Here is a 25679-nt window from a genome sequence, read left to right as displayed (position 1 = left end):
GCGGTGCCGTGTGGGAGAGTCGGGGCAATTACCGGCGAGTAACATCTCTGGAGGCCTCGATGGCGCGGGACATCTCGACGGTCGGTGTGGTCGGCCTGGGCACCATGGGGGCCGGAATCGCCGAGGTGCTCGCGCGCAGCGGGCTCGACGTCGTCACGGTGGAACTCGACGACGCCGGCGTCGCACGCGGCCGTGGGCACCTCGAGCACTCCACCGAACGGGCACTCTCCGGCGGCAAGCTGGACTCTGCCGGCCGGGAGGCGTTGCTGGGCCGGATCCGGTACAGCACGTCGCTGTCGGACCTGTCCGAAGTGGACTTGGTGATCGAGGCGATCCCGGAAAGCCTCGAGCTGAAGGCCGACGTCTTCGCCGAGCTGGACAAGATCACCCGGCCCGAAGTCGTGTTCGCGTCGAACACGTCGTCGCTGTCGATCACGGAGATCGGCGTGCACACGGCGCGTCCCGGCAAGGTCGTCGGCATGCACTTCTTCAACCCGGCGCCGGTGCTGAAGCTCGTCGAGATCGTGAAGACCGTGGTGACCGAGCCGGAGGTGGTCACCGAGGTGGTCGAGTTCGCCGAGCGGCTCGGCAAGGTGCCGGTGGTGATCGGCGACCGGGCCGGGTTCATCGCGAACGCGCTGCTGTTCGGCTACCTCAACCACGCGGTGCGGATGTACGAGCAGCGTTACGCCACGCGCGAGGACCTCGACGCCGCGATGCGCTTCGGCTGCGGCTACCCGATGGGCCCGCTCGCGCTGCTCGACCTGATCGGGCTGGACACCGCGAACGAAATCCTCGACACGATGTACCACCAGTCCCGCAACCGCCTGCACGCGCCGGCGCCGTTGCTCAAGCAGATGATCACGGCGGGCATGCTGGGCCGCAAGACCGGCCGTGGCTTCTACACCTATGACGCGCCGGACTCGCCCAACGTGGTCTCTTCCGATGTCGTGTCCACCGTGGAATCGGTGCCGCCGCGGCCGGTGGCGAAGGTCGGTGTGGTCGGGACGGGGACGATGGCCACCGGCATCGCGGAGGTGTTCGCCAAGCGCGGCCTCGACGTCGTCCTGCGGGCGCGGAGCCTGGAGAAGGCGCAGGCGTCGGTGGCTCGCGTCAAGAAGTCGCTCGACAAGGCCGTGGTCAAGGGCAAACTGTCCGAAGAGGACGCTGCGCTGGCACTGGCCCGCATCACCCCGGTCACCGACTTCGAAGCCCTGGCCGACGTCGACCTGGTGATCGAGGCGGTGGCTGAGGAATTGCCGGTCAAGCAGGCGGTGTTCGCGGCACTGGACGAGGTGGTCCGCCCGGGCGCGGTCCTGGCGACGACGACGTCGTCCCTCCCGGTGATCGAGTGCGCGGCCTCGACGTCCCGGCCGTCCGACGTGGTCGGCCTCCACTTCTTCAACCCCGCACCGGTGATGAAGCTGGTCGAGGTGGTGTCGACGATCGCGACCGCGCCCGACGTGGTGGCCACGGCGAGCGCGGTCTGCGCGGCGGTCGGCAAGCACGCGGTGCACTGCGGCGACCACGCGGGCTTCATCGTCAACGCGTTGCTGTTCCCGTATTTGAACGACGCGGTGAAGATGCTGGAAGCCCACTACGCGGGCGCGAACGACATCGACACGGCCATGAAGGTCGGTTGCGGCCTGCCGATGGGCCCGTTCGAGCTGCTGGACGTGGTCGGTCTCGACGTTTCCCTGGCCATCCAGCGGACGCTGTACAACGAGTTCCGCGAAGAGGGCTTCGCGCCGGCGCCGTTGTTGGAGCACTTGGTGACGGCCGGGCGGCTGGGCCGGAAGACCGGGAAGGGCTTCAAGGACTACTGATCAGCTGTTCAGCGCTCGGCCACCTCGCCGAGGACCGGTTTCACGTCGAGCACCGGGGTGCCGTCGATCGCCTCCAGGCCGGTCACCGTGAGCGTCGTGCCCTCGACCGCCGTCACCGTGACCGTGTGGAGGCCGATCGGGTTCGGGCGGTCCGGTGAGCGTGTCGAGAACACTCCGGTGCTCGGGCGGTTCCGGTCGCCACGGGGGTGGACCGCCTGGACGTCGCGGTCCGCTTCGTGCAGCCACGTCAGGAGCACCAGGCGATCGCCCGGCCGGACGTCGGCCGCCGCCGGGGCGAACTCATGCGCGAACACCAGCCGCGACGGCGGCGCGCCCTCGTCGCCCTGCTTCGGGGCCGTCGCGCGGTCCGTCAGGGACGACTCGATGCGCGCCACCGGGCGCACCTCGTAACTCGTCACCGGTAGTAGCCCTCGACCGGGACGCGGGCCTCGTCGAACAGGGCCGGGCCCTCCAGCTCGTACCCCCAGGTGACCGGCGGGCGCAGCGTGAGGAACTGTTCCGTCGAAAGCGCGTAGACGACACGGCCGAGGCCGGACCGCTCGATCGCACCGGTGCACATCCCGCACGGCTGCGTGCTGGTGAACATCGTCGTGGCCGCCGCGGTTTCCGGGTCCAGGTTCTGCGCCGCCCAGCGGGCGAGCTTCAGCTCCGGGTGCGCCGTGATGTCGTTGTCGGTCAGCGAGGTGTTGCGGTCCTCGGCAAGGATCTTGCCGTCGGCGTCGGCCAGCAGGGAGCCGAACGGCGGGTTGCCGTGCTCCTCGCGCGCTTCGCGGGCGAGCTCGATCGCCCGCCGCAGCAGGGCTTCTTCGGTGTCCTTCACCGGTTCTCCTTCCAGGACGCGGCCACCGCCGCGAGGTCCCGCCACGCCGCCTCCGGGCGGAGGGTTTCGGCCGGGTCCGAGTCGAACGGGTCGAGCACGACGGTGTCCGCCCCCAGTGCTCGTAGCTGCGCCAGGTCGTCCAGGACCTGGTCGAGCGTGCCCTCGCCGGCACGGCGGTCCGGCCCGGTCACCGGGGCGCCGGTCAACCGCAGCAGGATCCGCGGCGCGAAGGACGGCACCGGCCGGTCGCCGGCCAGTTTTTCCAACCGTGCCAGGGTTTCCCGGAAGCCGGCCATGGTCAGCCGCAGCGGGTGCCAGGCGTCGGCGAGTTCCAGCGCGCGGCGCAGCCCGGCGTCGCTGTGCCCGCCGATCCACAGTGGGATCGGGCCCGCGCGGTAGTCGTCGTGCCCGGCCCACGCGGTGCGGATCGTCCGCAGGTACTCGGTGGTGAGCTTCCCGCGCTGCTCGAACGGCACGCCCAGCGCGTCGAACTCCTGCTTCGCCCAGCCGATGCCCGCGCCGAGCACGAACCTGCCGCCGCTGAGCGCGTCGAGGTTCGCCGCCATCCGCGCCACCAGCAGGGGATGCCGGTACGGCACGACCAGCACCGTGGTGCCCAGCCGCACCCGCCGGGTGACGCCCGCGAGCCACGACAGCGTCGTGAACGGCTCGTAGAACGGCGCGGGGTACTGCTCGGCGACGTCCGGCGTGATCGTGACGTGGTCGGACACCATCAGCAGGTCGAAGCCGAGACCTTCCACCGTCTGAGCCCAGGCGCGCAGCACACCCGGGTCGGTGCCGGGCCCGAAGTTGGGGACGTTCACGCCGAATTTCACCGGGAAAGGCTATCGACGTCTTGCCCGGATCCGGAAGGGAACGATCACGGCGTTCGGCGCTGCCGGCCGTGGATCCCACGGTATGTTCGGCGGATGACCGAGAGTCTCGATCCGACGGACTGGGCCATCCTGGTCGAGCTCCAGCAGGACGCCCGGCTGCCGCTCACCGAGCTGGGCCGCCGGGTGAACCTCAGCGCGTCCGCGGCGACCGAACGGCTCCGGCGGCTCGAGGCCACCGGCGTGATCACCGGCTACCGCGCGGAAGTCGACCTCGGCAAGGTCGGCTACCCGGTGCTCGCCGTGGTCCGGCTCAAGTACCCGGGCAGCAGGCACGAGGCGCTGCACAAGCTGCTCGGCGAGCGCTCCGAGATCCTGGAATGCCTGCGCACCACCGGCGACGACTGCTACACGCTCAAGGTCGCCGCCGCCTCCATGGCCCACCTCGAGCGCACGATGGACGAGCTGGCCCAGTTCGGCGGCACGACCACCAACGTCGTCTACAGCCAGACCCTGCCTTACCGCGGCCCCCGGGAGCCCGCGGATAACCTCGGCGCATGACCTTGACGCCTGAGCGCATCGTCGTCGACGGCGTGACCGGCTCGGGCAAGTCGACGCTCGCGGCCCGGATCGCCGAGCGGACCGGCCTGCCCTACCACCCCGCCGACGACCTCACCTGGCAGCCGGGCTGGGTACCGGTGCCCGACGAGGAGCAGCGCCGCCGGATCACCGAGTTGTGCGCGGGAGAACGCTGGGTCCTCGACGCCGCGTACGGGAAGTGGCACGACATCGTGCTGGCCCGCGCCCAGCTCGTCGTCGGCCTCGACTACCCGCGCTGGCTTTCGCTGGGCCGCCTGCTGCGCCGGACGGCCGTGCGCTCGCTGACCCGCGAACGGATCTGCAACGGCAACGTCGAGTCGTTCCGCCAGATGTTCTCCGCGGACTCGATCATCCGCTGGCACTTCCGGTCGTTCACGCACAAGCGGGAGCGCATCCGTGCCTTGGCCGCCGACCCGGGCGGTCCGGCGATCGTCCGGCTGACCACTCCGCGCGAGACCCGCCGCTGGCTCGAGACGCTCTGAGGTCAGGTGCTCGGCGGGAGCAGCGGGCCGCCGCTCCAGTGCTGGAACACCAGGTTCGTGTGGACGCGGGCGACCTCGTCGCGCGCGGTCAGCTCATCGAGGACCAGGCGTTGCAGCTCGCCGGCGGAGCTGGTCGCGACGTGCGCGAGGAAGTCGTCCGGCCCGGTCAGGTGGTAGACCGCGCGCACCTCCGGCAGCGACAGCAGGTGGTCGACGAACGGGTCCACCAGCGGCCGCCGGTGCGGGCGGACCTGGACGAACAGGAACGCCTCCAGCGGCCGTCCCAGCTTGGCCGCGTCGACCGACGCGTGCTGCCCGGTGATCACGCCGGTGTCCCGCAGCCGGGCGACGCGGTCGAGGCACGTCGACGGCGCGATGCCGACCGCGGCCGCCAGGTCCTTGTTGGTGATCCGGGCATCGTTCTGCAGCAGGCGCAGAATCTCGAGGTCCACCGGACTGAGTTCGACGGAAGCGGACATCGCCGAATGATATCCGAGAGTGTTGCTCCCGGTCCGGTGAAAGCTCGACCATGCTGCCATGACTTCCTCGCTCCGCACGCGAGCCGTCCACGCCGGCCGTGACGATCTCACGGACCTCGGCGTGCACGCCGCCCCGCTCGACCTGTCCACGACCTACCCGTCCCGCGACAGTGCCGCCGAAGCCGCCCGGATCGACGAGTTCGCCGCCGGCGGCGAACTCGACGGGCCGCCGATCTACGGCCGGGTGGGGAACCCGACCGTCGAACGGTTCGAGCGGGCGCTCGCCGAGCTCGAGGGCTTCGACCACGGCGTCGCCTTCGCCAGCGGCATGGCCGCCGTCTCGGCCTGCCTGCTTTCCGCGGTGGCGCAAGGGAAACGGCACGTCGTCGCCGTGCGCCCGCTGTACGGCTGCAGCGACCACCTGCTCGAGTCCGGGCTGCTCGGCACCGAGGTCACCTGGGCCGCGCCGGACGCCGTCGCCGCCGCGATCCGGCCGGACACCGGGCTGGTGTTCGTGGAGACCCCGGCGAACCCGACCCTGGCCGAGGTCGACATCGCCGGACTCGCGGAGGCCTGCGGGGACGTTCCGCTGGCGGTGGACAACACGTTCGCCACGCCGGTGCTGCAGCGCCCCGGCCGGCACGGCGCCCGGATCGTGCTGCACAGCGCGACGAAGTTCCTCGGCGGCCACGGCGACGTGATGGGCGGGATCGTCGCGTGCGACTCGTCGGAAGCCGCGCGGCTGCGGCAGATCCGCTTCGCGACCGGCGGCGTGCTGCACCCGCTCGCCGGATACCTGTTGCTGCGCGGGCTTTCCACGCTGCCGCTGCGCGTCAACGCCGCGTCCGCGACCGCGGCGACGCTGGCTTCACGGCTCGGCGAGCACCCGGCCGTGACCGCCGTCCACTACCCGCGGCTGGGTGGGCCGCTGGTGGCGTTCGAGGTCGACGGTGACCCGCACGCCCTGATCGGGGCGGTCCGGCTGATCACGCCTGCCGTCAGCCTGGGCAGCGTCGACACGCTGATCCAGCACCCCGGTTCGATCAGCCACCGGATCGTCGACGAGGGCGACCGCCGCGGCGCCGGGGTGTCCGATCAGCTGATCCGGATGTCCGTCGGCCTCGAGGACGTCGAGGACCTGTGGGCCGATCTGGAGCAGGCACTGAAGACGCTGTAGAGACGCGCTAGCCGCAGCAGCCGCCGCCACAGCAGCCACCGCCGCCGCCGCCCGCCGGGGCCGAGGGACCGCTCGCGGCCCCGGTGAGGGCGACCGTGGTGAGCAGCTTGACGGTGTCGGCGTGCCCCTCCGGACAGGCCGCCGGTGCGCTCGATTCGCTCATCGGGCGCAGGAGTTCGAAGGTCTCGGTGCACTCACGGCAGCGGTAGGCGTAGGTCGGCATACCGCGATTATCGCCGGAGCGGCCCGCCGTGCCACCCTCGGCCGGGCTCGGCCCCCGCGAACGCCGGCGAGTGGCAAGCTGGGCGCGTGCAGCCGCCTTCGCTCGCCGACGTCCCGCACCTCGGCCAGGTCGTCTCGTCCCTGCTGGCCACCCTCGGAGTCCCCGGCTGCGGGAACACGCTGGCGCTGCCGGAGGCACGCAGCGCCGGGGTGCTCCTCGTCGACGGGCTCGGCTGGGAATTGCTCGCCGAGCACGCCGCGGACGCCCCGGTGCTGGCCGAGTTCGCCCGGGAGCCGCTGCGCGTGGGTTTCCCGTCGACGACGGCCGCCGGGGTCGCCGCGATCGGCACCGGGCTCGCGTCGGGTGAGCACGGCATGGTCGGCTACACGTTCGAAATGCCCGGCACGGGCGTGCTCAACGCGCTGCGCTGGCGCAGCCACGAGGACGGCAGCGACCTCCGCGGCGCGCTCCCGCCCCGCGAGGTGCAGCCGCTGCCGACGACGTTCGAACGGGCCGCCGCGGCCGGGATCGACGCCGCGGTGGTGTCTTCGGCCCAGTTCGCCGACACGGCTCTGACCCGGGCCACGCAGAGCGGGGCGCGGTACGCCGGGGTGCACGCGCTGGGCGACCTCGCCGCCCGGACGTTGTCGGTGCTCGAAGGCCGGGCGTTCTGCTACGCCTACCACAGCGAGCTGGACTTGCTGGGGCACGTCTACGGCCCGGGTTCGGCCGCCTGGCGGATGCAGCTGCGGCAGATCGACCGGCTCGTCGAGTCCCTTGTGGACGGTCTGCCGCCCGGTGCGCTGCTCGCCGTCGTCGCCGACCACGGGATGGTCACCCTCGACGACAAGCTCGACCTCGAAGAGGCCCCGGAGCTCCTTTCGGGTGTCCGGACGTTCGGGGGCGAGGTCCGGGCCCGGCACGTCTACACCGAGCCGGGCGCGGCCGCGGACGTCCTCGCGGCCTGGCGAGAGGTGCTGGGCGAACGGGCGTGGGTGCGCTCGCGGGAGGAGGCCGTCGCCGAAGGCTGGTTCGGGCACACGGTCAGCGACCGGGTGCTGCCGCGCATCGGCGACGTCGTCGCCGCGGCCCGGGACCGGTTCGGGATGGTGCGGGGGCTCGCGGAAGCCGTGGAGTCGTCGCTGGTCGGCCAGCACGGTTCGCTCACCACCGCCGAACAGCTGGTCCCGCTGGCCCTCGCCCAAGGCTGACCCCCGTACCCGGGAACTTTCCCGCTCCCCGTGCCGGCCTGTCCACTGCGCGCCGGACTGACGGGAGTGGGCGGAATGAGCGGGGCTGGACGGGATCGGGGCCGGTGGTGAGGGGCGGCCCGTGGCCGCCCACCTCGCCGCGCTGGAGCTGCCCGTGCACCTCTCCACGCGGGATCTCTCGGCTCGGCCGGGACGGGCCACCGGCTGCGGTGGGTGGCCGCGCGGCCTGAGGGGGCATCACGTGTGATCAGAGAGGCATCTCGCGTGATTGGAGGGTCATCACACGTGATTGGAGGGTCATCACACGTGCCTGGAGGGTCGACTCGCGTGCCTGGAGGGTCGGTTTGCGTGCCTGGAGGGTCGGTTTGCGTGCCTGGAGGGTCGGCTCGGGAGGCGGGAGGGTGACCGCGGGCGGGGTGGTGGGCCGCTACCGTTTCGGGCGTGCCTCGACGCAACCGTCCCGGCCGCCGGGCGGACGGCGGGCCGCCCGAGCGTGACCTCGGTGCCGCGACCGGCTGGGCGCGCGCCGAGTCCGGTGCCGACGGGGACTGGCTGGTCCGGACCGTGCCGGGGGCCCAGGCCGGCAAGGTCTACCGCTGCCCCGGCTGCGACCACGAGATCCGGCCGGGTACACCGCACCTCGTCGTCTGGCCCGCCGACGAGACCGGCTCGGTCGCCGACCGGCGGCACTGGCACCGCGCCTGCTGGGAAGCGCGGGCGAGGCGGCGGCCGCACCGCCGTCGGTGATTCGCTCTGGAGTTGTCAAACAACGCCCGGCTCAGCGCCGGTAGTGCCGTGACATCGCGCCGTCGTACATCTCCTCCGTGTACTCGGTGAAGCCGAGCCGCTCGGCCACCCGCAGCGACGGCTTGTTCGCGATGCTCACGCTCGCCAGCACCGGCACGGACGGCAGCTCGCGGGCGCACCACGCCAGGACCGCCTGCCCCGCCTCGACCGCGTAGCCCTTGCCCCACGCGGACGGCCGGAACCGGTAGCCGAGGTTCAGCACCTTCTCGCCGTGGAACTCCCGCAGCCGCACACCGCACATGCCGATCACCTCGGTGCCGTCGCGTTCGAGCACTGCGGGGTAGCCGAAGCCGTGCTCGGCCCAGTGCGCCAGCCAGGTCGAGAACATCTCGGACGCCTCCGGGACGCCGGGTGGTGCGGGGTTGAAGCGGTTGGTGCGCGGGTCGGTGTGGATGTCGACCATCGCCTGCCGGTCCGCCTCGCGGGGCGGACGCAGCAGGAGCCGGTCGGTTTCGATGTCGGTGAACACATCGGCGAAGCTAGCGAGGGGGTCCGACAAAATGACGGGCATGACCGAACTGCCACTGGTCCTCCTCCACGCCTTTCCCCTGGATTCCCGCATGTGGAACGCGGTGCGCGAGCCCCTCGCTTCACACCTTCGGGTGATCACGCCGGATCAGCGCGGACTCGGTCGCTCCCCGCTGCCGGAGTCCCCGCGCGAACCGAGTCTCGAAGACGCCGCGCGGGACGTCGTCGCCCTGCTCGACAAGCTCGAACTGGACCGCGTCGTGCTCGGCGGCTGCTCGATGGGCGGCTACCTCGCGATGGCCGTGCTGCGGCTGGCTCCGGAGCGGGTCGGCGGGCTCGTGCTCATCGACACCAAGGCCACGCCCGACACACCCGAGGCCGCGCAGTCGAGGCTGGACGTCGCGAACCGCGTCGAGCGGGAAGGCACCAAGACCTGGCTGGCCGAGGCCAACCTGCCCAACCTGCTGGCCGCCTCGACGCGCGAACAGCGTCCCGAGGTCGTCGAAACCGTCCGGGAGATCATCGAATCCCAGCCGGCCGCCGGGGTTTCGTGGACGGCACTGGCGCTGCGGACCCGGCCCGATTCGCTGGACCTGCTGCGGGACTGCGGGGTTCCGGCGCTCGTCGTCGTCGGAGAAGAGGACCCGATCACCCCGGTGGCGGCGGCGAGCGAAATGGCCCAGGTCATGGCCGGCGCGACGCTCGTCGTGCTGCCGGGCGCCGGCCACCTGACCCCGCTGGAGGACCCCGCGGGCGTCGTCGAGGCGATCCTGTCCTGGTACCCCGCGACTCACGAGAGCGAGAAGTAGCCGGCGAGCGCGGAGCGGGCCTCCGGAAGCCGGTGCGGGAACCGCCGGGCGATGACGAAGCGCCACGCGACGGCGAAGAGTTCCCGCAACTGCGTATACGCGCCAAGGGCCTCATCGGACACGGAGCCGGGGTAGACGGCCAGGTACTCCGGGCCGCCTTGCCGCGCCAGGATGCCGAGATCCCAGGCGAGCGGGCCGAGCCAGGTGTCCTCGAAGTCCAGCCAGCACGGCCCGGCCGCCGTCGCGATCAGGTTGCCGGGGTGGGCGTCGCCGTGCAGCGGCTGGACCGGGCCGTCCGGCAACGCGCCTTCGATCCGCGCGGCTTCCGAACGCAAGCGAGGGTCGAGGTCATACCGGTCGAAGAGCCGGTCCAGGTCGTCCAGCGGCCCGCGGCGGGGCAGCTCGCCCGGGTACTCGCGCAGTGCCGCGTGCACCTCGGCGAGCGAGCGCGCGACGACGTCCGGTGCGTACCGGTGATCCGGATCGTGCGGGGTGTGGTGCCAGAGCGTGACCGGCAGCCCGTCCGCGAAATGCGGTCCCGCCGGGGGATCCGTGGCGGGTGAGACGACGAGCACACCACGGTCCGTGAGGAACCTCGAGAGCGCGACGTCGCGCTCCAGCCAGGCCGCCGGTTCCGGGCGGAGCAGCCGGGTCGTCGCCGGCACCCGCGCGACCAGCGGACCCAGCCTCACCAGCACGTTCGACCGTTCGTGGAGCACGTCGGGATCGTGGTCGGGCAGGCCGAGCCGGGCGGTGACGGCGCGGGCCGCGCGCACCGCCGCGCGGGTGTAGTCGTCGGCCACGCCCCGATCTTGCCAGCCGGTGCGCGCGACTGTCGGTAGCGAGGGCTACGATCCCCTCAAGCCGCCGGATCCGGGTCTCCCGGGCCCGGTGGCCGGACGATGACCACCACAAGGTTTCAGTGTTGGAGGCAGGAGTGACGGCCGTAGCCCCCAAGCCGATCGCCACGCGCCCGTACCCCGCGCGCGAGTCGGTTAAGGGTTCGTACCTGCTGCGGTTGTTCCGCACGACGGACCACAAGCAGATCGGGATCATGTACCTGGTCACGTCGTTCGCCTTCTTCATGGCGGGCGGCGCGATGGCCATGCTGATCCGCACCGAGCTGGCGCGGCCCGGGCAGCAGTTCCTGTCCCAGGAGCAGTACAACCAGCTGTTCACCATGCACGGCACGGTGATGCTGCTGCTGTACGCGACGCCGATCCTCTTCGGCTTCGCGAACTTCGTGCTGCCGCTGCAGATCGGCTCCCCGGACGTCGCCTTCCCGCGGCTGAACGCGTTCTCGTACTGGCTGTACCTCTTCGGCGGCCTGATCGTGATGTCCGGCTTCCTGACGCCGGGTGGCGCCGCCGACTTCGGCTGGTTCGCCTACACCCCGCTGTCGGACGCCATCCACTCGCCGGGCGTCGGCGCGGACCTGTGGATCTCCGGCCTGATCGTCGGTGGTCTCGGCACCATCCTCGGCGCGGTCAACATGATCACCACGGTGGTCTGCCTGCGCGCGCCGGGCATGACGATGTACCGGATGCCGATCTTCACCTGGAACATCCTGGTCACGAGCATCCTGGTCCTGCTCGCCTTCCCGATCCTGACCGCGGCCCTGATGGGCCTGCTGGCGGACCGGCACCTCGGGGCGCACGTGTTCGACCCCGAAAACGGCGGCGTGATCCTCTGGCAGCACCTGTTCTGGTTCTTCGGCCATCCAGAGGTCTACATCGTCGCGCTACCGTTCTTCGGGATCGTGTCGGAGATCTTCCCGGTGTTCAGCCGCAAGCCGCTGTTCGGCTACAAGAGCCTGGTCTGGGCGACGCTGGCCATCGCGGCGCTGTCGGTCGCGGTGTGGGCGCACCACATGTACGCCACCGGCGCCGTGCTGCTGCCGTTCTTCTCCTTCATGACGTTCCTGATCGCCGTCCCGACCGGCATCAAGTTCTTCAACTGGATCGGCACGATGTGGAAGGGCCAGCTGTCCTTCGAGACGCCGATGATCTTCTCGATGGGCTTCATCGTCACGTTCCTCTTCGGCGGCCTGACCGGCATCCTGCTGGCCGCGCCGGCGATCGACTTCCACGTGTCGGACAGCTACTTCGTCGTCGCGCACTTCCACTACGTGCTCTACGGCACGATCGTGTTCGCCACCTTCGCCGGCATCTACTTCTGGTTCCCGAAGATCACCGGCCGGATGATGGACGAGAAGCTCGGCAAGTGGCACTTCTGGACCACGTTCATCGGCTTCCACGGCACGTTCCTCGTCCAGCACTGGCTGGGTGCCGAGGGCATGCCGCGCCGGTACGCCGACTACCTGGCCAGCGACGGGTTCACCACGCTGAACACGATCTCCACGATCGGCGCGTACATCCTCGGTGCCTCGACGCTGCCGTTCATCTGGAACGTCTTCAAGAGCTACCGGTACGGCGAGATCGTCACGGTGGACGACCCGTGGGGCTACGGCAACTCGCTCGAGTGGGCGACCTCCTGCCCGCCGCCGCGGCACAACTTCACCGAGCTGCCCCGGATCCGCTCCGAGCGGCCGGCGTTCGAGCTGCACTACCCGCACATGATCGAGCGCATCCACAACGAGGGCGAGATCGGCTTCTTCGGCAAGCAGAAGGTCAACAGCCACGCGGCGCCGTCGCAGCTGCTGACCGAAGCGGTGATCCCGGGAGACCACTCCAAGGACAACGCGAGCGAGCAGGACGAGAAGTAACAACCTGATCGAGTGAGCGCGTGCCCGGCTGATGTGAAGCCGGGCACGCGCTCTACTTATGTCCGGGCCCGGACCGGCAGACTGGCTGTGCAGCGTTGCCGAACGAGGGATGACCAGTGACCCAGACCCCCGTCCTGATCACGACGACCGGTCCCGACAAGCCGGGCGTCTCGTCCGTGCTGTTCGCCGTGCTGACGCGCCACGACGTCGACGTGCTCGACGTCGAACAGGTCGTCATCCGCGGGCAGCTCGTGCTCGGCGTGCTCGCCGGGGTCTACCGCGACCCGGAGGGCCTGCAGGAGGCCGTCGAGCAGGCCATGGCGTCGGTCGGCATGCAGGTCGACGTCAAGATCGGGGCGGCGATCGGGGACGACCCGTTCGCGCTCGGCCGCCGGGACTCCTCCCACGTGCTGGTGGTGCTGGGCCGCCCGGTCACCGCGCGGGGCTTCTCGGAGGTCGCCCGCCGGATCGCGTCGCTCGGCGCCAACATCGACGCGATCCGCAGCGTCGCCGACTACCCCGTGACGGGGCTGGAGCTGTACGTCTCGGTCGACCGGGACACCCCCGAAGCCGACGCCGCGCTGCGCACGGAACTCGCCGACGCGGCGGTCGAGGCGGGCATCGACATCGCCGTGGAGCGGGCGGGCATCATGCGCCGCGCGAAGCGGCTGGTCGTGTTCGACGTCGACTCGACCCTGATCCAGGGCGAGGTCATCGAGATGCTGGGCGCGCACGCCGGGGTCGAGCCGGAGATCCGCGAGATCACCGAAGCGGCCATGCGTGGCGAGCTGAACTTCACCGAATCGCTCGAACGGCGGGTCGCGCTGCTGGCCGGTCTCCCGGCCTCGGCGATCGACGAGGTCGCGGCGGCGATCGAGCTGACCCCCGGCGCCCGGACGACGATCCGCACGCTCAAGCGGATGGGCTTCCGCACCGGCGTGGTGTCCGGCGGGTTCAGCCAGGTCATCGGCGGCCTGGTGGCGGAGCTCGGCCTCGACTTCGCGGCGGCGAACGAGCTCGAGATCGCCGACGGCAAGCTCACCGGGCGCGTGGTCGGCGACGTCGTCGACCGGGCGGGCAAGGCGAAGGTGCTTCGCCGCTTCGCGGACGAGTACGACATCCCGCTCGAGCAGTGCGTCGCGGTCGGGGACGGCGCCAACGACATCGACATGCTCGCGGCCGCCGGCATGGGCGTCGCGTTCAACGCCAAGCCCGCGTTGCGCGAAGTGGCCGACACCGCGTTGTCGCACCCGTACCTCGACGCCGTGCTGTTCGTCCTCGGCCTCACCCGCGGCGAGGTCGAAGCGGCCGACGCCGCCGACGGGCTCGAGCTGACGCGTCCGTGAGCAGCCTTCTCGATCCTCTGGGCGCCCGCTATGCCTACTGGCTGGGGCTTCCGGCCGAAGACACTTCGGACACCTCTGACGAGCTTCCCGACGAAGTCCGGGCGATGCCGGTGATCCTCCGCATCGAGCGGGCCGAGCCGCCGGGCCGCACCCCGCTGCTGGAGGCCGCCGCGGCGGCCGCGCTCGCGGTCTGTCTCGACGAGCGGGCCCGGCCTGGCGGCGAGTGGGCCGAGCCGGTGCACGCGTGGCTCGACAACCGGATCCGGAAGGTCGCGCGGCGGGCGCGGGGCGCGCACTGGGCGGCCGTCCAGGACCTGCCGGGGATCACCGTCGAGGTCGATGGCGCCGAGGCGCGGGCCCTGCTGCCCGGCCTGGTCCCCGAGACGCCCAAGGAGGTCGCGCGACTGCAGATCTCGGGCAGCGAACTGCCGCCGGACGAGCCGGGCCCGGTCCCGGACGGCGTCCCGTTGCTGCTGCTCAACCCGCACGTCCCGATGACCGTCGGCAAGGCCGCCGCCCAGGTCGGCCACGCCACGATGATCCTGGCCGCGCTGCTGGACGACGAGCAGCGCGCCGCCTGGGCCGGACAGGGCTACCGGACCGCCGTGCGCGCGGCGAGCGCGGTGCGCTGGAAGGAACTGCACCCGGGAGACGACCCCGAGGGCGCTTGGCGGCGCGACCGCGTCATCGCCGTCCGGGACGCCGGGTTCACCGAAGTCGACCCGGGCACGATCACGGTGCTCGCCCAGTGGGCGCCGGAACAAGCGGCTTCCTGACCCGGTTGGAGCGGGCATGGCATTGGAAGTGGAACGCACGGGCGAGCACGCGTTCGTCGGGCGCAACGAGCGGGGCGCGGAGGTCCGGCTGGGCCGGGCGGGCGCCGAAGGGGCCTTCTCACCCGCCGAACTGCTCCAGATCGCGGCCGCGGGCTGCAGCGCGGTGACCGCGGAAGAGCTGATCACCCGGCGGATCGGCGAAGACGCGAAGTTCCGCGTCGCCGTCAGCGCCGATCGGCGCGAGGGTGCTTCGGAGCTGGACGCTGTGCACGTCGCTTTCGATGTCGATGTGTCGACATTGACGGCGGATCAGCGGAAAGCGCTGGCCGGCGCCGTGGACCGGGCGATCGAGCGGCTCTGCACGGTGAGCCGGACGCTCAAGAAGGGGATTCCGGTGACGGAGGAGTTCCCGGTCTAGGGTCGGGCGCGACGGGGATCAGGTCGTCCCACTCCTCGGTGAGCTTCTCGCGGTTCTGCTGGTCGAGAAACGGCAGCACGGCGCCGCACGATCGGCAGAGGCGGGCGTGGCTCGCCACGAAGGCCGGACGCGGCTCCAGAAATCCGGGACGTTTGAAGTGCGCGAGAAGCCAGCGCGAGGTGTCGAGTTCGGCGAGCGGGCTCAGGCTCTCTTCACCGCAGACCGGGCAGCGCACTTCAGTTGTTCGCGGATTCCCAGACGACGTAGGCCTGGTCGGCGTCGGTCGTCATGGCCTCGATGAACTTCTCGTTGTCGAAGCCCGGCAGGGCCTGCAGACGCTCGATCAGCGCGTCGGCCGCCGGGTCGCCGCTCGGGACCGCGGTGCCCTTGCCGTCGGTGCCCACCAGCATGAAGAACACGTCTTCGTTCCACGGGCCGTCAGGGATCACCCGGACCATCACCGACGACAGGCCGGCCCACGTGACAGCTTCTTCGCTGCCGTCCGCGAGGCGCCGCCGCACGCCGGTGTCGTCGACACTGACGGTCCGGGACTGTGCGCTGGACGAATCCTGGGTCAACCGGTGCTCCCTTGTTGCTTCGGTGGGTTCACCGTACCGGGCGTGGCGGCGGACCGCGTCACGCGGGCGCGGCTGCGTCCAGCCGGCGCAGCGCCTCCCGCACCACCTTCGGGTCCATCGTCGGCCAGAACGGCGGGAGCGACGCGCGCAGGAAGCCGCCGTACCGGGCGTTCGCCAGCCGCGAATCCAGCACCGCCACCACGCCGCGGTCGGTGACCGACCGGTGCAGCCGCCCGGTGCCCTGCGCCAGCAGCAGGGCCGCGTGCGTGGCCGCCACCGTGAGGAACCCGTTGCCGCCGCGGGCTTCCACCGCGCGCTGCCGCGCCGAGGACACCGGGTCGTCCGGGCGCGGGAACGGGATCCGGTCGACCACCACGAGCTGCAGCGACGGCCCGGGCACGTCCACGCCCTGCCACAGGCTGAGCGTGCCGAACAAGCACGTGCGGACGTCTTCGGAGAACTTCTGGACCAGCAGCGACGTCGCGTCGTCGCCCTGGCAGAGGATCGGGAAGTCCAGCCGTTCGCGCATCTCCTCGGTGGCCTGCTTGGCCGCCCGCATCGAGGAGAACAGGCCCAGCGTGCGGCCGCCCGCGGCCTCGATCAGCTCGGCAAGTTCGTCCATTGTGGACGGTACGAGGCCGTCGCGGCCCGGTGGCGGCAGGTGCTTGGCCAGGTACAGGATGCCGTTGCGCCGGTGGTCGAACGGCGAGCCGACGTCCAGGCCGGTCCACTTCGGGCCCGAGTCGTCCGACGGCGCTTCCTTCTCCGTCGCGGCGCCGGGCGCTTGTTCCACCTTGGCCGCACCGGGCGGAAGGCCCCACTGCCGCGCCATGGTGTCGAACGTGCCGCCCAGCGTGAGCGTGGCCGACGTCAGGATCGTCGTGTGCTGGTTGAACACGCGCTCGCGCAGCAGTCCGGCGACGCCCAGCGGCGCCACCTTCAGCGCCGGCGGCCGCGGGTTCGACGAGTACTTGTCGCCGGAGAGCCAGACGACGTCGCGCTGGTGCGCCTGGTCCTCGTCGAACGCCTCCAGCAGCCGGACCGCGGTGTCGTGCACCTCGTCGAGCAGCGAGCGCGCCAGCTTGCGCGCCGTGGCCCCTTCGACGTCCTCCTTGCGGTCGGAGCCCAGCGCCGTGATGCACGCGTGCGCGGCGTCGCGCACCGCCGGGATCGCGCCCTTCAGCGGCCGCGGCAGCTCGTCCATCCGGCCCGCGGGCAGGTCGTCCACGATCAGCGCGAGCCCGTCACCCGCCTCCAGCAGGCGGTCGGCGACGTCGGCGTCGATGAGCTTGCCGCAGCGCCGCGCGGCCGCCGCGCACATCGCGCTGGTCAGCTCGCCGGTGGCGACCGAGGTGACCCGGTCGACCAGGTCGTGGGCCTCGTCGATGATCACCACGTCGTGGTCCGGCAGGACCTGGTAGCCCTGCAGCGCGTCGATCGCCAGCAGGGCGTGGTTGGTGACGATGACGTCGGCGCGGCCGGCCTCGGCGCGGGCCTTCTCGGCGAAGCAGTCGGTGCCGATCGGACAGCGCGAAGCACCGAGACATTCCTTCGCCGTCACGGAAACCTGACGCCACGCCTGGTCGGTGACGCCGGGGACGAGCTCGTCGCGGTCGCCGGTTTCGGTGTCCGACGCCCACTCCCGCAGCCGCGTGACCTCCTTGCCCAGCCGCGACACCGCGAACGGGTCGAAGAGCTGGGCGTCTTCCGGCTCGTCCGGCGCGCCGGAATCCAGCCGGTGCAGGCACATGTAGTTGCGGCGGCCCTTGAGGATCGCGAAGGTCGGTTCGCGGCCCAGCGGCTTCTTCAGCGCCTTCGCCAGGCGCGGGAGGTCACGGTCGACGAGCTGGCGCTGCAGCGCGATCGTGGCCGTGGAGACCACGACCGTGGCCTCCTTCTCGACGGCGTGCCGGATCGCGGGCACGAGGTAGGCCAGTGACTTGCCGGTGCCGGTGCCCGCCTGCACGGCCAGGTGCTCACCGGTGCGGATGGCGCGGCCGACGGCGTCGGCCATCTGGACCTGCCCAGGGCGTTCGGCGCCGCCGACGGACTCCACCGCGTGGGTGAGGAGTTCGAGGACGCCGGGGAAATCAGTTCGGGCGGGCACAGCGACACATTAGCCGCCGCCTCCGACAAAGATCGGTGCTCCGTCGCGAACGGGCCGTTCGCGCCGTGGGGGACCGGCGCCCCCACGGCGGGGCGGTCAGTCTTCGGTGCGGCGCGAAACCAGCTTCCACGTCAGCGGCAGCAGGCCGGCGGCCACGACGATCTTCAGCGCGTCGCCGATCAGGAACGGCGTCACACCCTTGGCGAACGCGGTGGACAGGTCGAAGCCGGTCGAGGCCATCAGCCACGGCACGCCGAAGGCGTAGATCACGACGTTGCCGAGGACCATGGTGCCCGCGGTGCGCACCGGCGTCCGGTCGCCGCCGCGGCCGGCGAGCGCGCCGACCAGGGCACCGGCGAAGACGAACCCGACGATGTAGCCGGCGCTCGCGCCGGACAGGCCGGACGTCCCGTGCTGGAACCACGGCACGCCCACGGCGCCGACCAGCAGGTACACCAGCATCGAGGCGGCACCGCGCGACATGCCGAGCGACGCGCCGACGAGCAGGGCGGCGAACGTCTGGCCGGTCATCGGCACCGGGCTGCCCGGCACCGGGATCGTCAGCTGCGCGGCGGCGCCGGTGAGCACGGCACCGCCGGCGACCAGCGCGATGTCCCGCACGAGCGAGCCGGGCACGAGGTCGGCCAGCACGGGCCGCTTGCCGGCGAAGGACAGCGAAGACACGAAACCTCCCGAGGTGAACAGGCGACGACCGAGGTTAACGCTCGTTACCGTCCCGTGGACCCCCGAGTTGCGTTCCTCACCGGCCACTCGTCCGGGTGGACCCGATCAGGGCCCGCGCCGGACCGGCCGATGACGAAGTGCAGAGCTGCGATCTGTCACGGAACCGAGGAGGCCGGAGCATGCGAAACCCGAGGAAGAGGACATATCGGTTGCTCGCGGTGACGACACTGGCCGTGCCGCTCCTCGGTGCGGCGGCCCCCGTGACGTCCACCGGATGGGCGTCTTCCGGTTCGGTGGACGTGACGATCGACAACGAGCACGTCGTCACCGGCGAACTGGCGAAATGCACCGTCGACGGCCCGTACAAGGGCTGGACGCAAGGCGGCGCCACGGGCGACATCGCGGTGTTCGGGGCAGGCGACACCGGGTGCGGGCGGTCGGGCGAGGTGTCGGTCGCGCAGGCGGGCGGGCGCCGCTTCCGGGCCACCGTGCTGCAGCGTTACGGCGGTCCGGTGCTCACCGTGCGCACGTACTCCGCGAAGTGCGCGACGACCGCGACCGGCAGCGCCGGCGAGGTGGCGATCGGCGCCGTGGAGGGGGTCACCGTGCCGGAGGAGATCCCGCCGAACCACCGGATCGTCATCCCCGGCGGCGCCGCGGGCACCGCGCTGGCGACGGTGGTCCTCAACGAGACCGTGACGCCCCAGCCACCCGACGGCAGCCTGGTGACGCACGCGCTGCACATCAAGCTGTTCCCGCAGGGCGGCCCGGCGAGCGGCGACATCTACCTGGGCACGGCGTTCTGCGACCCGTTCGGCAAGAAGTAGCTCAGGCCGTCGCGAAACGCGAAGCCGCCGCGACGAACTCGCCCGCCCGCGTGGCCAGGTCCGGCAGGCTGCCACCGGCCGACAGCGCGTCGCCCAGCAACGGCGTCGCCGCCGCCACCGCGATCGCGCCCGAGCGCAGGTAACCCTCGACGTCGGCCAGGTGCACGCCGCCGGTCGGGACCAGTGGGACGTCCGGCAGCGGCGCCCGCACCGCGCGCAGGTAGGCGAGCCCGCCCACGGCCGCGATCGGGAACACCTTCACCGCGGCCGCGCCGAGCCGCCACGCCTGGTCGATCTCCGTCGGCGTCAGCGCGCCGCAGAGCACCGGGGTGTCCAGGGCCGCGGCGCGCTCGAGGACCGCCGGGTTGACCGTCGGCGTGACCAGGTACGCGGCGCCCGCGTCGACCGCGATGTCCACATCGGACGGTTCGCGGACGCTGCCCGCGCCGACCAGCGCGGCTTCGCCGAGCGCGAGGCGCAGCGCGGTGATCGCCGCGGGCGCGCCCGGCGTCGTCAAGGCCGCTTCGAGCAGGCGGACGCCCGCCGCGTGCAGCACCATCGCCGCGTCGGCGAACCGGGACGCGTCCGACGCCCGCAGGATCGCGACGAGCCGGTGTTCCGCCAGCGCGGCCTGCAGATCCTTCACGAGGCAGGCGGCACGGGAGCGGTGCCGGTGTACGCGACGCCTGCTTCGTCGAAGTCCTTCAGCGTCGCATCGACCGTCGGCTGCGAACCGCCGACGGTCAGGTCCAGCAGCACGCGCACGCCGAAGCCCGCATTCGCCGCGTCGAGCGCCGTCGCGCGGACACAGAAGTCCGTCGCGATGCCGACGACGTCGACGTCGGTGACGTCGTGCTCGCGCAGCCAGGCTTCCAGGGACTTCCCGTCGCGGGCCGAGCCCTCGAAGCCGGAGTACGCGGCGCTGTATTCGCCCTTGGAGAACACCTCGCCGATCGGGACGACGTCGAGCGCCGGGTGGAACGACGCGCCCGGCGTGCCGGCGACGCAGTGCACCGGCCAGCTGTCCTTGAAGTCCGGCGTCTCGCTGAAGTGGGCACCGGGGTCGATGTGGTTGTCCCGGGTGGCCACGACGTGGCTGTACCCGCCTTCGGCGGCCTGCTTCGAGATGGCGGCGGCCGCGGCGGCCCCGCCCGGCAGGCCGAGCGAACCCCCCTCGCAGAAGTCGTTCTGCACGTCCACCACGATCAGCGCGGTTCCCATGGCCGGACTCCGTTTCAGAAGAAGAGGGTGGGGATGGCGGGTTCGCCGTGCGAGAGCTTGAGGCCTTCCCACGGCAGGCTGACCAGGCCGCGGCGCAGCCGCTGCCTCGCGTCGTCGAGCGTAGGCAGGTCCGGCTCCGGACGGCCAGCGCGGATCAGCGGGATCTGCAGCGGCCGGTCGTTCGCCTCCGGCGCGGGAGCGGCCCCCGAGGTCGCCCAGACGACCTCTTCGACCGCGGTACCGGTGCCGCGGTGGCGCCGCAGCGCGGACTTGCGGCCGCCGCGGGACTCCTTGTGCGCGCTGCGCTTGGCGACCGGCTTGCCGTCCACTTCGACGAGCTTGTAGACCATCCCGGCGGTCGGCGCGCCCGAGCCGGTGACCACCGAGGTGCCGACGCCGTACGCGTCGACGGGCTCCGCGCGCAGCGCCGCGATGGCGTGCTCGTCGAGGTCGCCGGACACCACGATCCGGGTGTCCTTCGCCCCGAGGGAATCCAGCTGCTCCCGCGCGCGGCGGGCGAGCGGGCCGACGTCCCCGGAGTCGATCCGGATCGCGCCCAGCTCCGGCCCGGCGACGCGGACCGCGGTCTCGATGCCGGCGGTGATGTCGTAGGTGTCGACCAGCAGCGTCGTGTCCGCGCCCATCTTCTCGACCTGGGCGCGGAACGCCGCTTCTTCGCTGTCGTGCAGCAGCATGAAGGCGTGCGCGACGGTCCCGCGCGTCGGGATGCCGTAGCGGCGCCCGGCTTCCAGGTTGGACGTCGTCGCGAAGCCGGCCAGGTAAGCGGCGCGCGCGGCGGCGACCGCGGCGTACTCGTGCGTGCGGCGGCCGCCCATCTCGATGATCGGACGGCCGTGCGCGGCACCGGACATCCGGGCCGCCGCGGACGCGATGGCGCTGTCGTGGTTGAGGATCGACAGCACCAGCGTCTCCAGCAGCACGCACTCGCCGAACGAGCCGGTGACGGTGAGGATCGGCGAGCCCGGGAAGTACAGCTCGCCCTCGGGATAGCCGTCGACGTCACCCGCGAACTCGTAGTCCGCGAGCCAGGCGAGCGTCGCGTCGTCGACGACCGCGGTGGCCTCCAGCTGCGCCAGTTCGGCGTCGGTGAAGCGGAAGTCCGCGATCGCGTCGAGCACCCGGGCGGTGCCCGCGACGACGCCGTAGCGCCGCCCGTCCGGCAGCCTCCTGGCGAAAACTTCGAATACGCAGGGCCGCGCGTGCGTCCCGTCGGCGAGCGCGCTGCCCAGCATGGTCAGCTCGTAGTGGTCGGTGAGCAGCGCAGTGCTGGCCGTGACCGGCTCCGGTGAACCCATGGGGTAAGCCTATTCACCCACATGGCCGGACCTGGCGCGGCGTACCCCGTCCCCTCCGTGACACCATGGGGTGCATGTCCACGCCTGTCGCATCCGAACAGACGCAGGTCGATCCGGTCGGTGCCGAAGTCGCCGAGTCGGACACACCGTGGCGGACCGTGGTGTGGAACGACCCGGTCAACCTCATGTCGTACGTGACGTACGTCTTCCAGAAGCTGTTCGGCTACAGCCGCGACCACGCCACCAAGCTGATGCTGGACGTGCACCACAAGGGCAAGGCGATCGTGTCGTCCGGCAGCAAGGAGAAGGTGGAGACGGACGTGGCGAAACTCCACGCGGCGGGCCTCTGGGCCACCATGGAGCAGCCCTCGTGAACGGTTGGCGGCGCAAGGGCGCGGTGATCCACGCCGGGTTCGAGCAACAGGAAGCGGCCGTGCTGCGCGGTCTGGTCAGCCAGCTCGAGGACATGCTCACCGCACGCGCCGAAGAGGCGCCGCAGGACGAGCTCGCCGAGCTGACCGGCATCCGGACCGGGCCCACCGAGTCCCCGGACGACCCGGTGCTCTCGCGGCTGCTCCCGGACTTCCACAAGCTCGACCCGGACAACCCCTCGCGGGAGGACATCGACTCCTCCGCGGCGATGCGTTCGCTGCACGAGCCGGAGCTGCTCGACATCAAGGTCGGCGTGGCGAAGATCGTGCTCGACACGCTGCCCCGCGACGGCGGCCACGTCCGGCTGACCGAAGAGCAGGCCGACGCCTGGCTGGGCGCGCTCAACGACGTCCGGCTGGCGCTCGGCACCGCGCTCGACGTCACCGAGGACATGCCCGACGAGCTGCCCGAGGACGACCCGCGGGCGCCGCACCTCGGCGTCTACCACTGGCTGACCTGGGTGCAGGAGACGCTGATCCAGGCGCTGACCGGATGATCACCGACGTACCCGGTGTCCTCGTCGGGCACCACGAGCGGGTCGGCGACGGCTGGGCCACCGGGACGACGGTGGTCCTGGTGCCCGAGGGCGCGGTCGGCGCGGTCGACCAGCGTGGCGGCGCACCCGGCACGCGGGAGACGAACCTGCTGGAGCCGGAGAACCTCGTCCAGCGGGTCAACGCCGTCTGCCTCTCGGGCGGTTCGGCGTACGGCCTCGCCGCGGCCGACGGCGTGATGCGGTGGCTGGCGGAGCGGAACCTGGGCTTTCCCGTCGGGACGCAGCCGCACGAGGTCGTGCCGATCGTGCCCGCGGCCGTGCTGTTCGACTTGCCGCGCAGCGACTGGGGCAACCGGCCGGATGCGTCCTTCGGGTACGCGGCCTGCGAAGCGGCTTCGGGCTCTGTCGCGCAGGGAACCGTCGGGGCCGGCGCGGGCGCGGCCGTCGGGTCGCTGAAGGGCGGGATCGGCACGGCCAGCGAGGTCGTCGGCGAGTACACGGTCGGGGCGCTGGCGGCGGTCAACGCGGCCGGGGAAGCCGTGGACCTGACGACGGGCCGGGCCTACGCGGCCGACCACGGCGACTTCGGGGTGAACTGGCCTTCGCGGCCTGCCGACCTGCCGTCCCGCCGGACGGACCTGAACACGACGATCGGCGCGGTCGCGGTCGACGCGGCGCTTTCGAAGGCCGAAGCGCGGCGGCTGGCGGTCGCGGCGCAGGACGGGCTGGCGCGCGCGGTGCGTCCGGCGCACACGATGTTCGACGGCGACACGGTGTTCGCGCTGGCCACCGGGGCGCACGAGCTGCCGGACGCGAGTGGCCCGTTCGGGGCGGCGGCGCGTCCGGCGGCGCTGGACGCGCTGTGCTCGGCGGCGGCGCGGGTGTTCGCGCGGGCGATGGTGCACGGCCTGCTGGCCGCGACCACGGCCGGCGGGGTGCCCGCCTACCGGGACGTCTGGCCGGAGGCGTTTCAGCCCGGGTAGGGGTCCTCGGGCAGGGCGTCGCCGCTGATCTCCAGGTTGGCCGCGCGGACTGCCGGGACCTCCTCGTCGATCTCGAGCTTGAGCCCGGAGACGGTGAGCACCGGGCCGAGCGACGGGTGCGCGACCATCTTGTTGATCGACAGCGACATCCCCGGGATCAGGTACTGGATCCGTTCGTCCGTGCCGAGGTACATCCGGCAGCGATCGCGCACTTTCGACGACAACGGCATCGGCCCAGTATCCCGAGAACGGCTGGTGAGCGGTACGTCTCATCATCTGGACGCGCTTTGTCCACCACCTAAGATGTCTTTGTGCTCCGGATCCGCCGTGAACTCGTCGACGAGATCGTCGCCCACGCCCGTCGTGACCACCCCGACGAGGCGTGCGGGGTGATCGCCGGGCCGGAAGGCTCCGACTCGCCCGAGCGGTTCATCCCCATGCTGAACGCGGCCCGGTCGCCGACGTTCTACGAATTCGACTCCGGCGACCTGCTGAAGCTCTACCGCGAGATGGCCGCGAACGACGAGGTGCCGGTGGTCATCTACCACTCGCACACCGCGACCGAGGCCTACCCGTCGCGGACCGACGCGAACATCGCGGCCGAGCCGGACGCGCACTACGTGCTCGTCTCCACCCGCGACCCCGAAGTGCACGAGTTCCGGTCGTACCGGATCGTGGACGCCGAGATCACCGAGGAGCCGGTCGAGATCGTCGGCTGAGCCCGCTCGGAATAAACCGCCGCGCCACCGGCGTCTGCGTGTAAGAACCCACCGGAGGTAAGAACCCATGGCCGTGACCGTCTCCATCCCGACGATCCTGCGCACCCACACCGGCGGCGAGAAGTCCGTCGAGGCGAAGGGCGCGACCGTCCTCGAGGTCATCGACGACGTCGAGTCCCGCCACGCGGGCATCAAGGGCCGCCTGGTGAAGGAGGAGAAGCTGCACCGCTTCATCAACGTCTACGTCAACGACGAGGACGTGCGCTTCGCCGGCGGGCTCGAGGCCGAGGTCAAGGACGGCGACACCCTGACCATCCTCCCCGCCGTGGCCGGTGGCTGATCGATGGCTCGCTTCGAGTCGCTGCTCGACGCGCTCGGCGGCACCCCGCTGGTCGGGCTGCCCCGGCTCTCGCCGACGCACGACGTGCGCCTGTGGGCGAAGCTCGAGGATCGCAACCCGACCGGGTCGGTCAAGGACCGGCCCGCGCTGGCGATGATCGAAGCCGCCGAGCGTGAGGGCAGGCTGCGGCGCGGCTCCACGATCCTGGAGCCGACCTCGGGCAACACCGGCATCTCGCTGGCCATGGCCGCCAAGCTCAAGGGCTACGGGCTGGTCTGCGTGATGCCGGAGAACACCTCGACCGAGCGCAAGCAGCTGCTGCAGGCCTACGGCGCGCGGATCGTCTTCTCCCCGGCCGCGGGCGGCTCGAACGAGGCCGTCCGGCGGGCGAAGGAGCTGGCCGAGGCGAACCCGGACTGGGTGATGCTCTACCAGTACGGCAACCCGGCCAACGCCGACGCGCACTACCGCGGCACCGGCCCGGAGCTGCTCAAGGACCTGCCGACGCTGACGCACTTCGTCGGCGGTCTCGGCACGACGGGCACGCTCGTCGGCGTCGGGCGCTACCTGCACGAGGCGAAGCCGGACGTCCAGGTCATCGCGGCCGAGCCGCGCTACGGCGAGCTGGTGTACGGCCTGCGCAACCTCGACGAGGGTTTCGTGCCGGAGCTGTACGACCCCAGCGTGCTCAACGGGCGGTACTCCGTCGGGGCGTACGACGCGCTGCGCCGGACGCGCGAGCTGCTGGAGAACGAAGGCATCTTCGCGGGCATCTCGACGGGCGCGGTGCTGCACGCCGCCTTGGCGGTCGCCGAGAAGGCCGCGGCCCGGGGCGAGCGGGCGGACGTCGCGTTCATCGTCGCGGACGCCGGGTGGAAGTACCTGTCGACGGGGGCCTATGCGGGATCGCTCGACGAGGCCGCGCAGCGGCTCGACGGGCAGCTCTGGGCCTGAG

General features: G+C 71.7%; 32 protein-coding genes. 18 read left to right on the top strand and 14 right to left on the bottom strand.

Features of this window, described 5'->3' with window-relative positions:
* Positions 1-59: 59 nt before the first annotated feature.
* A complete protein-coding gene (locus tag CF165_RS15375) occupies positions 60-1826 on the top strand; it encodes a 3-hydroxyacyl-CoA dehydrogenase family protein (RefSeq protein WP_093948182.1) in 1767 nt (588 codons plus the stop codon).
* Positions 1827-1834: 8 nt separating this feature from the next.
* On the opposite strand, the gene tsaA is transcribed toward CF165_RS15375, so the two are convergent.
* The 3 genes from tsaA to CF165_RS15360 are packed head-to-tail and all read right to left on the bottom strand — an operon-like array spanning position 1835 to position 3503.
* Positions 1835-2230, bottom strand: coding sequence for a tRNA (N6-threonylcarbamoyladenosine(37)-N6)-methyltransferase TrmO (gene tsaA, locus CF165_RS15370; protein WP_093948479.1), 396 nt, complete (start codon positions 2228-2230; stop codon positions 1835-1837).
* Between the two features lie 11 nt (positions 2231-2241).
* Positions 2242-2667: a nucleoside deaminase gene (locus tag CF165_RS15365; protein WP_093948181.1), complete on the bottom strand. Its 426-nt coding sequence runs from the start codon at positions 2665-2667 to the stop codon at positions 2242-2244.
* The gene (locus tag CF165_RS15360; RefSeq protein WP_093948180.1) at positions 2664-3503 is read right to left on the bottom strand and encodes an LLM class flavin-dependent oxidoreductase; all 840 of its coding nucleotides are present in this window, start codon (positions 3501-3503) and stop codon (positions 2664-2666) included. Before CF165_RS15360 ends, CF165_RS15365 begins: the two co-directional genes overlap by 4 nt.
* A gap of 93 nt (positions 3504-3596) precedes the next feature.
* Between CF165_RS15360 and CF165_RS15355 the strand changes: the two genes are divergently transcribed.
* Together CF165_RS15355 and CF165_RS15350 are read left to right on the top strand one after the other, a co-directional pair.
* Positions 3597-4061 (top strand): Lrp/AsnC family transcriptional regulator, encoded by a 465-nt coding sequence (locus tag CF165_RS15355; RefSeq protein ID WP_093948179.1) that lies wholly within the window; start codon positions 3597-3599, stop codon positions 4059-4061.
* On the top strand, positions 4058-4582 hold the full coding sequence (locus tag CF165_RS15350; protein WP_093948178.1) for a P-loop NTPase family protein: 525 nt from the start codon (positions 4058-4060) through the stop codon (positions 4580-4582). The genes CF165_RS15355 and CF165_RS15350 overlap by 4 nt, the downstream gene beginning before the upstream one ends.
* 2 nt (positions 4583-4584) lie before the next feature.
* Here the strand turns inward: CF165_RS15350 and CF165_RS15345 are convergent, their stop codons facing one another.
* Positions 4585-5061 (bottom strand): Lrp/AsnC family transcriptional regulator, encoded by a 477-nt coding sequence (locus tag CF165_RS15345; protein WP_093948177.1) that lies wholly within the window; start codon positions 5059-5061, stop codon positions 4585-4587.
* Positions 5062-5119: 58 nt separating this feature from the next.
* On the opposite strand from CF165_RS15345, the gene CF165_RS15340 reads away from it, so the two are divergent.
* Positions 5120-6238, top strand: a complete 1119-nt coding sequence (locus CF165_RS15340) for a trans-sulfuration enzyme family protein (protein ID WP_093948176.1) — start codon at positions 5120-5122, stop codon at positions 6236-6238.
* 7 nt (positions 6239-6245) lie between these two features.
* Here the strand turns inward: CF165_RS15340 and CF165_RS15335 are convergent, their stop codons facing one another.
* On the bottom strand, positions 6246-6461 hold the full coding sequence (locus CF165_RS15335; RefSeq protein ID WP_093948175.1) for an FmdB family zinc ribbon protein: 216 nt from the start codon (positions 6459-6461) through the stop codon (positions 6246-6248).
* A gap of 86 nt (positions 6462-6547) precedes the next feature.
* Here CF165_RS15335 and CF165_RS15330 point away from each other — a divergent pair, with 86 nt between their 5' ends.
* Entirely contained in the window at positions 6548-7672 is a 1125-nt protein-coding gene (locus CF165_RS15330; RefSeq protein WP_093948174.1) for an alkaline phosphatase family protein, read from the top strand.
* A 441-nt stretch (positions 7673-8113) separates the two neighbouring features.
* Positions 8114-8419 (top strand): Rv1322 family protein, encoded by a 306-nt coding sequence (locus tag CF165_RS15325; RefSeq protein ID WP_093948173.1) that lies wholly within the window; start codon positions 8114-8116, stop codon positions 8417-8419.
* 31 nt (positions 8420-8450) lie between these two features.
* Here CF165_RS15325 and CF165_RS15320 read toward each other — a convergent pair whose 3' ends face one another.
* The gene (locus CF165_RS15320) at positions 8451-8990 is read right to left on the bottom strand and encodes a GNAT family N-acetyltransferase (protein ID WP_093948172.1); all 540 of its coding nucleotides are present in this window, start codon (positions 8988-8990) and stop codon (positions 8451-8453) included.
* Between CF165_RS15320 and CF165_RS15315 the strand changes: the two genes are divergently transcribed.
* Positions 8989-9756, top strand: a complete 768-nt coding sequence (locus CF165_RS15315; RefSeq protein ID WP_093948171.1) for an alpha/beta fold hydrolase — start codon at positions 8989-8991, stop codon at positions 9754-9756. The two genes, CF165_RS15320 and CF165_RS15315, sit on opposite strands and share 2 nt — an antisense overlap.
* Here CF165_RS15315 and CF165_RS15310 read toward each other — a convergent pair.
* The gene (locus CF165_RS15310; RefSeq protein ID WP_093948170.1) at positions 9738-10559 is read right to left on the bottom strand and encodes a phosphotransferase; all 822 of its coding nucleotides are present in this window, start codon (positions 10557-10559) and stop codon (positions 9738-9740) included. The two genes, CF165_RS15315 and CF165_RS15310, sit on opposite strands and share 19 nt — an antisense overlap.
* 134 nt (positions 10560-10693) lie before the next feature.
* Here CF165_RS15310 and ctaD point away from each other — a divergent pair, with 134 nt between their 5' ends.
* From ctaD to CF165_RS15290, 4 genes are all read left to right on the top strand, one after another.
* On the top strand, positions 10694-12481 hold the full coding sequence (gene ctaD, locus CF165_RS15305; RefSeq protein ID WP_093948169.1) for an aa3-type cytochrome oxidase subunit I: 1788 nt from the start codon (positions 10694-10696) through the stop codon (positions 12479-12481).
* 116 nt (positions 12482-12597) lie between these two features.
* Positions 12598-13827, top strand: coding sequence for a phosphoserine phosphatase SerB (gene serB / locus CF165_RS15300; RefSeq protein ID WP_093948168.1), 1230 nt, complete (start codon positions 12598-12600; stop codon positions 13825-13827).
* Positions 13824-14603 carry a peptidyl-tRNA hydrolase gene (locus CF165_RS15295; RefSeq protein ID WP_093948167.1) on the top strand — a complete coding sequence of 260 codons (780 nt, stop codon included), beginning with the start codon at positions 13824-13826 and terminating at the stop codon, positions 14601-14603. Before serB ends, CF165_RS15295 begins: the two co-directional genes overlap by 4 nt.
* A 16-nt stretch (positions 14604-14619) precedes the next feature.
* The gene (locus CF165_RS15290) at positions 14620-15021 is read left to right on the top strand and encodes an OsmC family protein (RefSeq protein ID WP_093948166.1); all 402 of its coding nucleotides are present in this window, start codon (positions 14620-14622) and stop codon (positions 15019-15021) included.
* 236 nt (positions 15022-15257) lie between these two features.
* Here the strand turns inward: CF165_RS15290 and CF165_RS15285 are convergent, their stop codons facing one another.
* The 3 genes from CF165_RS15285 to CF165_RS15275 form a co-directional block, all read right to left on the bottom strand.
* The gene (locus tag CF165_RS15285) at positions 15258-15599 is read right to left on the bottom strand and encodes a hypothetical protein (protein ID WP_093948165.1); all 342 of its coding nucleotides are present in this window, start codon (positions 15597-15599) and stop codon (positions 15258-15260) included.
* A gap of 58 nt (positions 15600-15657) precedes the next feature.
* A complete protein-coding gene (locus tag CF165_RS15280) occupies positions 15658-17706 on the bottom strand; it encodes an ATP-dependent DNA helicase (RefSeq protein WP_093948164.1) in 2049 nt (682 codons plus the stop codon).
* A 96-nt stretch (positions 17707-17802) separates the two neighbouring features.
* A complete protein-coding gene (locus tag CF165_RS15275; RefSeq protein ID WP_093948163.1) occupies positions 17803-18390 on the bottom strand; it encodes a biotin transporter BioY in 588 nt (195 codons plus the stop codon).
* A gap of 209 nt (positions 18391-18599) precedes the next feature.
* Between CF165_RS15275 and CF165_RS15270 the strand changes: the two genes are divergently transcribed.
* Positions 18600-19217 (top strand): choice-of-anchor P family protein, encoded by a 618-nt coding sequence (locus CF165_RS15270; RefSeq protein WP_093948162.1) that lies wholly within the window; start codon positions 18600-18602, stop codon positions 19215-19217.
* Position 19218: 1 nt separating this feature from the next.
* Here CF165_RS15270 and CF165_RS15265 read toward each other — a convergent pair whose 3' ends face one another.
* From CF165_RS15265 to CF165_RS15255, 3 genes are read right to left on the bottom strand one after another with little or no spacing between them, the layout of a single operon-like run.
* Positions 19219-19863: a bifunctional 4-hydroxy-2-oxoglutarate aldolase/2-dehydro-3-deoxy-phosphogluconate aldolase gene (locus CF165_RS15265; RefSeq protein WP_093948161.1), complete on the bottom strand. Its 645-nt coding sequence runs from the start codon at positions 19861-19863 to the stop codon at positions 19219-19221.
* The gene (locus CF165_RS15260; RefSeq protein ID WP_093948160.1) at positions 19860-20438 is read right to left on the bottom strand and encodes an isochorismatase family protein; all 579 of its coding nucleotides are present in this window, start codon (positions 20436-20438) and stop codon (positions 19860-19862) included. Before CF165_RS15260 ends, CF165_RS15265 begins: the two co-directional genes overlap by 4 nt.
* A gap of 14 nt (positions 20439-20452) precedes the next feature.
* Positions 20453-21754, bottom strand: a complete 1302-nt coding sequence (locus tag CF165_RS15255; protein WP_093948159.1) for a nicotinate phosphoribosyltransferase — start codon at positions 21752-21754, stop codon at positions 20453-20455.
* Between the two features lie 74 nt (positions 21755-21828).
* On the opposite strand from CF165_RS15255, the gene clpS reads away from it, so the two are divergent.
* The 3 genes from clpS to CF165_RS15240 are packed head-to-tail and all read left to right on the top strand — an operon-like array spanning position 21829 to position 23665.
* Complete coding sequence (gene clpS / locus CF165_RS15250; protein ID WP_093948478.1) at positions 21829-22128, top strand: ATP-dependent Clp protease adapter ClpS; 300 nt, start codon at positions 21829-21831, stop codon at positions 22126-22128.
* A complete protein-coding gene (locus tag CF165_RS15245; protein WP_004560463.1) occupies positions 22125-22682 on the top strand; it encodes a DUF2017 domain-containing protein in 558 nt (185 codons plus the stop codon). Before clpS ends, CF165_RS15245 begins: the two co-directional genes overlap by 4 nt.
* Positions 22679-23665: a P1 family peptidase gene (locus tag CF165_RS15240; RefSeq protein ID WP_093948158.1), complete on the top strand. Its 987-nt coding sequence runs from the start codon at positions 22679-22681 to the stop codon at positions 23663-23665. The genes CF165_RS15245 and CF165_RS15240 overlap by 4 nt, the downstream gene beginning before the upstream one ends.
* Here the strand turns inward: CF165_RS15240 and CF165_RS15235 are convergent.
* Positions 23653-23895 carry a hypothetical protein gene (locus CF165_RS15235; RefSeq protein WP_240521614.1) on the bottom strand — a complete coding sequence of 81 codons (243 nt, stop codon included), beginning with the start codon at positions 23893-23895 and terminating at the stop codon, positions 23653-23655. The genes CF165_RS15240 and CF165_RS15235 overlap by 13 nt on opposite strands.
* An 81-nt stretch (positions 23896-23976) precedes the next feature.
* Here CF165_RS15235 and CF165_RS15230 point away from each other — a divergent pair, with 81 nt between their 5' ends.
* From CF165_RS15230 to CF165_RS15220, 3 genes are all read left to right on the top strand, one after another.
* Positions 23977-24384 (top strand): M67 family metallopeptidase, encoded by a 408-nt coding sequence (locus tag CF165_RS15230; RefSeq protein ID WP_093948156.1) that lies wholly within the window; start codon positions 23977-23979, stop codon positions 24382-24384.
* A 67-nt stretch (positions 24385-24451) separates the two neighbouring features.
* A complete protein-coding gene (locus CF165_RS15225) occupies positions 24452-24724 on the top strand; it encodes a MoaD/ThiS family protein (protein WP_086679767.1) in 273 nt (90 codons plus the stop codon).
* A gap of 3 nt (positions 24725-24727) precedes the next feature.
* Positions 24728-25678, top strand: coding sequence for a PLP-dependent cysteine synthase family protein (locus CF165_RS15220; protein ID WP_093948155.1), 951 nt, complete (start codon positions 24728-24730; stop codon positions 25676-25678).
* Position 25679 lies beyond the last annotated feature (1 nt).

It is taken from the genome of Amycolatopsis vastitatis (assembly GCF_002234595.1).
Lineage (GTDB): Bacteria > Actinomycetota > Actinomycetes > Mycobacteriales > Pseudonocardiaceae > Amycolatopsis > Amycolatopsis vastitatis.
Note: the sequence above shows the minus strand (reverse complement) of the source record. Positions and strands in the feature narration are given on the sequence as shown.

Bases quoted from the DNA above. Each gene is read 5' to 3' on its own strand.
- CF165_RS15375 (WP_093948182.1), top strand. From the start codon at position 60: ATGGCGCGGGACATCTCGACGGTCGGTGTGGTCGGCCTGGGCACCATG.
- CF165_RS15355 (WP_093948179.1), top strand. From the start codon at position 3,597: ATGACCGAGAGTCTCGATCCGACGGACTGGGCCATCCTGGTCGAGCTC.
- CF165_RS15350 (WP_093948178.1), top strand. From the start codon at position 4,058: ATGACCTTGACGCCTGAGCGCATCGTCGTCGACGGCGTGACCGGCTCG.
- CF165_RS15345 (WP_093948177.1), bottom strand. From the start codon at position 5,061: ATGTCCGCTTCCGTCGAACTCAGTCCGGTGGACCTCGAGATTCTGCGC.
- CF165_RS15340 (WP_093948176.1), top strand. From the start codon at position 5,120: ATGACTTCCTCGCTCCGCACGCGAGCCGTCCACGCCGGCCGTGACGAT.
- CF165_RS15335 (WP_093948175.1), bottom strand. From the start codon at position 6,461: ATGCCGACCTACGCCTACCGCTGCCGTGAGTGCACCGAGACCTTCGAA.
- CF165_RS15315 (WP_093948171.1), top strand. From the start codon at position 8,989: ATGACCGAACTGCCACTGGTCCTCCTCCACGCCTTTCCCCTGGATTCC.
- CF165_RS15320 (WP_093948172.1), bottom strand. From the start codon at position 8,990: ATGCCCGTCATTTTGTCGGACCCCCTCGCTAGCTTCGCCGATGTGTTC.
- CF165_RS15290 (WP_093948166.1), top strand. From the start codon at position 14,620: ATGGCATTGGAAGTGGAACGCACGGGCGAGCACGCGTTCGTCGGGCGC.
- CF165_RS15260 (WP_093948160.1), bottom strand. From the start codon at position 20,438: ATGGGAACCGCGCTGATCGTGGTGGACGTGCAGAACGACTTCTGCGAG.
- CF165_RS15255 (WP_093948159.1), bottom strand. From the start codon at position 21,754: ATGGGTTCACCGGAGCCGGTCACGGCCAGCACTGCGCTGCTCACCGAC.
- clpS (WP_093948478.1), top strand. From the start codon at position 21,829: ATGTCCACGCCTGTCGCATCCGAACAGACGCAGGTCGATCCGGTCGGT.
- CF165_RS15240 (WP_093948158.1), top strand. From the start codon at position 22,679: ATGATCACCGACGTACCCGGTGTCCTCGTCGGGCACCACGAGCGGGTC.
- CF165_RS15235 (WP_240521614.1), bottom strand. From the start codon at position 23,895: ATGCCGTTGTCGTCGAAAGTGCGCGATCGCTGCCGGATGTACCTCGGC.
- CF165_RS15225 (WP_086679767.1), top strand. From the start codon at position 24,452: ATGGCCGTGACCGTCTCCATCCCGACGATCCTGCGCACCCACACCGGC.
- CF165_RS15220 (WP_093948155.1), top strand. From the start codon at position 24,728: ATGGCTCGCTTCGAGTCGCTGCTCGACGCGCTCGGCGGCACCCCGCTG.